Origin of the sequence: Paraburkholderia sp. J63 (genome assembly GCF_905220245.1) — a bacterium.
GTDB lineage: Bacteria > Pseudomonadota > Gammaproteobacteria > Burkholderiales > Burkholderiaceae > Paraburkholderia.
In genome coordinates this window covers 1-276 of sequence record NZ_CAJMZF010000217.1, presented here as the reverse complement: position 1 = coordinate 276, position 276 = coordinate 1, and the positions used below count along the sequence as shown (strand labels likewise).

The following is a 276-nucleotide window of genomic DNA, read 5'->3' as shown; positions in this document are numbered from 1 at the left end:
CAACAGTGCCAACCAGCAGCTTGCCGGCTACATCCAGAGCGCCTGGGGCGTGCGCGAAAAACTCAGGGGACTGGTGTGCCAGGCGCGCAGTGAATGGGATCCCTCCAACAACGACGACCGCTACAAGGATCTGAACGACCCAGACGGCTTCTTTGGCAAACAGAAAGATACCAACCCCGATGGGTACACCAACTTCATCGATTTCCTGAACAAGTTCCAGTTTCTGGACAAGACGCCGCTCGCCGGGCAGAAGCTCTGGTTTTTCCATCCACTGGC

General features: G+C 56.9%; 1 pseudogene. It reads left to right on the top strand.

The annotated features are described in order from the left end of the window. Positions 1–276 (top strand): annotated as a pseudogene (locus U5775_RS39245) (hypothetical protein); the annotation flags it as partial.